This is a genomic window from Streptomyces sp. SM1 (assembly GCF_002910825.1).
Classification (GTDB): domain Bacteria; phylum Actinomycetota; class Actinomycetes; order Streptomycetales; family Streptomycetaceae; genus Streptomyces; species Streptomyces okerensis.
In genome coordinates, this window is record NZ_NEUB01000611.1 from 1 (window position 1) to 7264 (window position 7264).

The 7264-nt window shown below is 72.2% G+C and carries 6 protein-coding genes; 3 read left to right on the forward strand and 3 right to left on the reverse strand.

What is annotated here, in order from left to right; translation table 11 throughout:
- The 3 genes from B9S61_RS15260 to B9S61_RS15270 form a co-directional block, all read right to left on the reverse strand.
- Window positions 1-1234, reverse strand: a 1234-nt coding sequence (locus tag B9S61_RS15260) for an MFS transporter (RefSeq protein ID WP_103542753.1), incomplete at its 3' end; no start/stop codon positions are given.
- A 60-nt stretch (window positions 1235-1294) separates the two neighbouring features.
- Complete coding sequence (locus B9S61_RS15265; protein WP_103542754.1) at window positions 1295-2299, reverse strand: hypothetical protein; 1005 nt, start codon at window positions 2297-2299, stop codon at window positions 1295-1297.
- 137 nt (window positions 2300-2436) lie between these two features.
- Window positions 2437-2895, reverse strand: a complete 459-nt coding sequence (locus tag B9S61_RS15270) for a Crp/Fnr family transcriptional regulator (protein WP_103542755.1) — start codon at window positions 2893-2895, stop codon at window positions 2437-2439.
- 249 nt (window positions 2896-3144) lie between these two features.
- Here B9S61_RS15270 and B9S61_RS15275 point away from each other — a divergent pair, with 249 nt between their 5' ends.
- The 3 genes from B9S61_RS15275 to B9S61_RS15285 form a co-directional block, all read left to right on the forward strand.
- Window positions 3145-4026 carry a universal stress protein gene (locus tag B9S61_RS15275; RefSeq protein WP_103542756.1) on the forward strand — a complete coding sequence of 294 codons (882 nt, stop codon included), beginning with the start codon at window positions 3145-3147 and terminating at the stop codon, window positions 4024-4026.
- Window positions 4027-4231: 205 nt separating this feature from the next.
- Window positions 4232-6610: a phosphoketolase gene (locus B9S61_RS15280; RefSeq protein WP_103542757.1), complete on the forward strand. Its 2379-nt coding sequence runs from the start codon at window positions 4232-4234 to the stop codon at window positions 6608-6610.
- Between the two features lie 99 nt (window positions 6611-6709).
- A partial coding sequence (locus tag B9S61_RS15285) for a DedA family protein (RefSeq protein ID WP_103542758.1) occupies window positions 6710-7264 on the forward strand: 555 nt, incomplete at its 3' end.

A 7264-nucleotide genomic window follows, 5' to 3' on the forward strand; every position in this document is an offset into this window, starting at 1 on the left:
TGGTGACGTGAGGCGTGCGGCGGCGCAGGTTGCGAACGTCCGGGACGCACAGGACCGCCGCGGTGACGACCACCACCAGCACGGCGCAGCCCCACAGCGCGTCCGGACGGCCGAACGCCGTCTCCGCCGGGCCCGCGAGGGCCATCGCCGCCGGCACCAGCGCGACCGAGCCGAACCAGTCGTACGCCGAGACCCGGGACAGCTTCTCCTCGGGGATCTCCTGGTGCAGCGCGGTCATCCAGGAGACGCCGAACACCTCCACGGACACACCGGTCACGAACATCACCGCGCACAGCACCCCGACCGGCGCCGGCACGGCGAGCGCGGCGGACGGCAGGGCCAGCGGGAACACGCACAGGGTGCCGACGAGCAGCAGGCGGCGCGGCTGCCAGCGGGTCATCAGCAGCGCGCCCACCACCGTGCCCCCGCCGAAGAAGGCCAGCGCCACGCCCCACGGCGCGGCCCCGCCCAGATGGTCCCGGGCGACGAGCGGCCCGTAGACCGCGTCGGCCGCGCCGACGACCGCGTTGGCGACGGAGAACTGGACCACGATGCCCCACAGCCAGGTCCGGCCGGTGAACTCCCGCCAGCCGTCCCTCAGGTCGCCGAGGATGCCGCCGCCCGGAGCGCGCGGCGGTATGTGCCTCACGTCGAGGAACGCCCGCAGCGCCGCCGCCACCGCGAAGGCCGCCGCGTCCGCCGCCAGTACCCAGCCGGGCCCCATCGCGGCCACCATCGCACCGCCGAGCGCGGCACCGCCGAGGGTCGCTCCGTGCATCGCCATGCGGAACACCGCGAACGCCCGGCCGGCCTGCTCGCCGTCCACCGAGGACAGCAGCATGCCCTCGGCCGCCGGATTGAAGAACGCCTGACCGGTGCCGCCGAGCGCGCTGAGCAGCATCATCTGCCACAGATGTGCCTCGCCCGCCAGGACCAGCGCCGCGAACGCGGCCTGCGAGACACAGTTCAGGACGTTGGCCGCGACCATCACCCGGTGCCGCGGCAGCCGGTCCGCGACGGCACCGCCGATCAGCAGGAACAGCACCAGCGGCAGTGTGCGGGCGGCGGCCACCAGACCCACGTCTCCGCCGTCGCCGCCCGCGCCCAGTACGGCGAACGCGGCGGCGATCAGCGCGCCGTGGCTGCCCAGGTTGGTCACCACGGCGGCGGCGGTCAGCAGGGAGTAGTTGCGGCCGGCCCAGTCGGGACGGCGGCGCAGGACGGTGGTCGGCACCCCGTGACTATCGCCGGGCGGGGGCCGACTTGCCAAATGCTCCGCCGGCCCCCTGGCCTGCTACGAATCCGTCGGGGCTTCCTCGGTGAGGCGCACCGTGCTGAGGATCTTCTGCATGGTCGCCTCCGGGATCTCGTCGCTGACACCCTTGGCCCCGTACAGGTTCCAGGTGACGAAGTCACCGGCGCCGTTCTTGAACGCGAAGGTGATCGCCTTGCCCTCGCTGTCGCACTTGCCCTTCTGCGGCGTGTTCACCGAGTACGACGAGGCGACGTGGCCCTCGATGCCCGAGGCGGTGGTGTAGGCCTTCGGCTTCACCTGCTTGACGCTCTTCTTGTCCGGCTGCGTGTACCCGCCGAAGATCCACCACGGCACCCGGGTCTCGGCCGCCTGCTGCGTGTCCTTGGCGCCGTTCTCACCGCGCGTTCCGGCGGTGGCGAGGGCGGTGTCCTCCTCGCGGCCGTCCTTGTTGTCGTCGGAGGTGCACCACTTCGACTTCAGATACGCCGGGGCGGTGACGGTGGTGCGGCCCATCTCACCGTCCTTCTCCTCCCACTCGAAGCCCACGCTGGTGCCGGGAGTCTCGATCTCCCAGTCGGCGGGGACGTCGAACTTGGTGCCGAAGCGGGTGTTGACGACGACCTGCCAGCCCGGAACCGTCGCCTTCTCCTCGTCGCCGCCGCGCGGGTTGGCACCCGAGGCGGAGGCGCTCGGCTCCGTGGAGGTCTCCTTGGACGCGGTCGCGCTCGGCTTGGCGTCCTTCTTGCCGTCCGCCTCGTCGTCCTTGTCGCCGCCGAGCACCAGGAACCCGGTGACCCCCGCGGCCACGACCACGGCCGTCGCCGCCACGATCGCCACCAGCTTCGTCCGGTTTCCGCCGCCCCCGCCCTGCGACGGCTGAGGCATGCCGACCGTGGACGGATCGCCCCACTGCTGCTGGTACGGGTTCGGCTGCTGATAGCCGGGCTGCTGGTACGGGTTCGGCTGCTGGTACCCCGGCTGCTGGTACGGATTGTTCGACTGCGGGTTCTGCTCGCCCCCGGGCGGCTGCTGTCCTGGCCACATGGACAGCAACAGTAGCCTCGCCCCGGACACGATTGGGTCACCGCCCTTTGACAGGGTCGTAGCAACCGGAACACCGAGGCGGTGTTACTCGCAGGTAACTTCGGTCGGCTCCCGCAGGCCGTACCGCCGGCCGTGACTCACGCGCCGGCGCCGTACGGGCCGTAGAGGTCCAGCAGCCGTATCCGGGAGGCGTGCAGCCGGTGGGCCACCACGTCGCCGACCCACCGGGCGACGTCCCGGCCCAGCCCCGGATCCTCCGCGCACAGCGCGAGCACCGACGTGGCGTCGAACTCGTAGGCCCGTACCGGGGTCGCCGCCTCGGCGCCCAGCTGCCACACGTGCGGGGAGAACAGCCAGGACCAGCCGACGAGTTCGTTGTGCCCGAGGCGTTCGATCACGGCGGCGCGGCGTCCGGGTACGTGCATGTCGAGTTCCACGGTGCCGGTACGGATCACCCAGAACCGGTCCGCGCGGCCACCCTCCTCGAACAGCCGGGTCCCTTGCGGGAAGGAGACCTCACGGGCGGTCCGCACGAGCCGGTCCCGGTGTTCGAGGGGCAGGGCGCGCGGCATGCTGGGGGACGGGGGTGCGAACATGGCGGGCCTCCCGGACGGGGCGTTCACTGCTGCCGTGGTCCTCCCAGCGTCACCCCGTCCGCCGTTCCCGGCCATGGGCCGGACGGCCCATACTTCGGGGTGCGAACCCCGGTGCCCGTGGCCGGAACCCGATGCCTCCCCGCCGACCGTAGCGTTCCGGCGCAGGGCCGGGACCTGTGGCCCCTACCGCCGGGACGTCGGTCCGGGACAGAATCGTGGTGATCATCCCGACGCCAGGAGGAGCCCACCATGACCCGCGCCATCACCGTAGGACTCGACGGCTCCCCGGAGAGCCGTGCCGCTGCCGAGTGGGCGGCCCGCGAAGCGGTACTGCGCTCTCTGCCGCTGAGGCTGCTCCACGTCCGGCGCCCCGGCCCCTCGCCGGAGGCACAGCCGGCCGACAGGTGGGTGAGCATGCCGCGCGAGACCGCCGAGGGGCTGCGGCTGCGCCACCCCGGACTCGAGGTCACGCACGAGCAGATCGACGGTATGCCGTACGAGGTGCTGACCAAGGCCGCCGAGGACGCCGAGATGCTGGCGCTCGGCTCCCGGGGTCTCGGCAGCTTCGGCGGGTTCCTGGTCGGCTCGGTCGGACTCGTCGTCGTGGCCCACGCCGAGCGGCCCGTCGTGCTGGTCCGCGCCGGCGAGCAGGCCGCCGACGAGCACGAACCGGACCCCTCGGGCATTCCGTCCGCCGCCACGCGCTACCGGCCCGTGCTGCTCGGCCTGGACGCCGACCGGCCCCGTGAGCCGGTGATCGACTTCGCCTTCGAGGAGGCGCAGCGGCGCGGCACCGCCCTGCGCGTCGTGCACGGCTGGGCCCTGCCGCCGTACTACGTCTACGGTCTCGCGGCCGCGCCGGACGTGTACCACGACATCGCCCGGGAGCAGGCGGAGAACCTGACACGGGTGCTCGCCCCCTGGCGCGAGAAGTTCCCCGAGGTGGAGGTCGTCGAGGAGTCCTTCGGCGGCAGCCCGTCCGTCCGCCTGGTGGAGGCTTCCGCGGAGGCCTCGCTGGTGGTCGTCGGCCGCCGGACCCGCCGCAACCCGCTCGGTGCGCACATCGGGGCCATCACCCACGCGGTGATGCACCACGGTGCCGCGCCCGTCGCCGTCGTCACCCACGGCTGAGCGACGGCGACACCCCCTTCCGGCACATCCGTGCAACACCGGCCGCCCGGCGTACCGATTGCGCCACCTGTGCCGTTCCGCCGGGCGGGAGGTGTCGAAGCACGGGAAACTGGTACCCCGCTCCCCCGACGCCCGCTCCCCGGGGGGCNCCCGCCCTCCCGCCGACACTCCCGGCCGCCCAGGCCGGCCCTTCACGGAGTCATCCATGCCTGAGAACCAGGACATCCGGACCGTACTGAGCGATGAGGAACTGCGCACCCTGGACGCCCACTGGCGGGCCGCCAACTACCTCGCGGCGGGCCAGATCTACCTGCTGGCGAACCCGCTGCTCACCGAGCCCCTCCGGCCCGAGCACATCAAGCCCCGGCTGCTCGGGCACTGGGGCACCTCACCCGGGCTGAACCTGGTGTACACGCACCTCAGCCGGGTGATCGCGGCACGCGGGCTGGACGCGCTGTGCATCTGGGGGCCCGGGCACGGCGGCCCGTCCGTGCTGGCCAACTCCTGGCTGGAGGGGAGCTACGGCGAGACCTACCCGGACGTCGGCCGGGACGCGGAGGGCATGGCACGGCTGTTCCGGCAGTTCTCCTTCCCCGGCGGTGTGCCCAGCCACGTCGCCCCCGAGGTCCCCGGCTCCATCCACGAGGGCGGCGAACTCGGCTACTCCCTCGCCCACGCCTACGGCGCCGCACTCGACAACCCCGGCCTGCTGGTCGCCTGTGTGATCGGTGACGGCGAGGCGGAGACCGGGCCGCTGGCCGCGTCGTGGCACTCCAACAAGTTCCTCGACCCGGTGCACGACGGCGCCGTCCTGCCGATCCTGCACCTCAACGGGTACAAGATCGCCAACCCGACCGTCCTGGCCCGGCTGCCCGAGGCCGAACTCGACGAGCTGCTGCGCGGCTACGGCCACGAGCCCCTCCACGTGAGCGGCAGCGACCCCGCCGACGTCCACCGCGCGATGGCGCACGCCCTGGACACCGCCGTGGACCGCATCACCGAGGCACAGCGCGCCGCCCGCGGGGACGGTGTGACCGAGCGTCCCCGCTGGCCTCTCATCGTGCTGCGCACCCCGAAGGGCTGGACCGGCCCCGCCGAGGTGGACGGGAAGCCCGTGGAGGGGACCTGGCGCGCCCACCAGGTGCCGCTGCCCGGCGTCCGCGAGAACCCCGAGCACCTGCGGCAGCTGGAGGCGTGGCTGAAGTCGTACCGGCCCGAGGAACTGTTCGACGCCGAGGGCCGGCCCGTCGCGGACGTCCTCGCCCCGCTCCCCGAGGGCTCCCGGCGCCTCGGCTCCACCCCGTACGCCAACGGCGGACTGCTGGTGCGGGAACTGCCCATGCCGTCCCTCGACGACTTCGCCGTCCCCGTCGACAAGCCGGGCGCCACCCTCCACGAGCCCACCCGGATCCTCGGCGACCTCCTGGAGCGGGTCATGCGGGACACCGCCGGCCGGCGGGACTTCCGGCTCGTGGGCCCCGACGAGACCGCCTCCAACCGGCTGCAGGCCGTCTACGACGCCAGCGGCAAGGCCTGGCAGGCCGAGATCCTCGACGTCGACGAGCATCTCGACCGGCACGGCCGGGTGATGGAGATCCTCTCCGAACACCTCTGCCAGGGCTGGCTCGAGGGCTACCTCCTCACCGGCCGGCACGGACTGTTCTCCTGCTACGAGGCGTTCGTGCACATCGTCGACTCGATGGTCAACCAGCACATCAAATGGCTGAAGACCTCCCGCGACCTGCCCTGGCGGGCACCCATCGCCTCGCTCAACTACCTGCTCACCTCGCACGTGTGGCGCCAGGACCACAACGGCTTCTCCCACCAGGACCCCGGCTTCGTCGACCACGTGCTCAACAAGAGCCCCAACGTCGTACGGGTCTACCTGCCGCCGGACGCCAACACCCTGCTGTCCGTCGCGGACCACGCCCTGCGCAGCCGCGACTACGTCAACGTGATCGTGGCCGGCAAACAGCCCTGCTACGACTGGCTGTCGATCGACGAGGCGCGTGTCCACTGCGCACGGGGCGCCGGCATCTGGGAGTGGGCGGGCACCGAGAACGGCGGCGAACCCGACGTGGTCCTGGCCTGCGCCGGTGACGTGCCCACCCAGGAGGTGCTGGCCGCCGCGCAGCTGCTGCGCCGCCATCTGCCGGACCTCGCGGTCCGTGTGGTGAACGTCGTCGACATCGCCCGGCTGATGCCGCACGGGGAGCACCCGCACGGCATGACCGAGTTCGAGTACGACGGCCTGTTCACCGCCGACAAACCGGTGATCTTCGCCTACCACGGCTATCCCTGGCTGATCCACCGCCTCGCCTACCGCCGCAACGGCCACCCGCACCTGCATGTGCGCGGCTACAAGGAGTCCGGCACCACGACCACACCGTTCGACATGGTGGTCCGCAACGACCTCGACCGCTACCGGCTGGTGATGGACGTCATCGACCGTGTCCCAGGCCTCGCCGTGCGCGCCGCCGCCGTACGGCAGCGGATGGCCGACGCGCGCAGCCGGCACCACGCGTGGATCCGTGAGTACGGCACGGACCTGCCCGAGGTGGCGGAGTGGAGCTGGAACTCCTGAGCGCCGGGCAAAGCGCTCCGAACCGGTAGGATTCCCCGGTGCGCCGGCGTCCGGCGCACCGGAACGAACACCGTGCCGGTGGACCGGGAGGATGAGGCGTTGCACGTCCAGGAGTGGCTCGAGACCGTACCCGCGGTCACCGTGTACGCGTTGGTGGGGCTGGTCATCGGGCTGGAGAGCCTGGGCATTCCGCTGCCGGGGGAGATCATCCTGGTCTCCTCCGCGCTGCTCGCCTCCCAGCACGGTGACATCGACCCGGTGCTCCTCGGCGCCTGCGCGGTCACCGGCGCGATCGTCGGCGACTCGATCGGCTACGCCATCGGCCGCAAGGGCGGACGGCCCCTGCTGGCCCGGCTGGGCGCGAAGTTCCCCCGGCACTTCGGCGAGGGGCACATCGCCTCCGCCGAGAGGTCCTTCCAGAAGTGGGGCATGTGGGCCGTCTTCTTCGGCCGTTTCGTCGCCCTGCTGCGCATCTTCGCCGGCCCGCTCGCGGGCGTGCTGAGGATGCCCTACTGGAAGTTCCTGACCGCCAACGTCCTCGGCGGCATCCTGTGGGCGGGCGGCACCACGGCCGTCATCTACTACGTCGGAACCGTCGCCGAGTCCTGGCTGAAGCGCTTCTCCTGGCTCGGCCTGGTACTGGCGGTACTGATC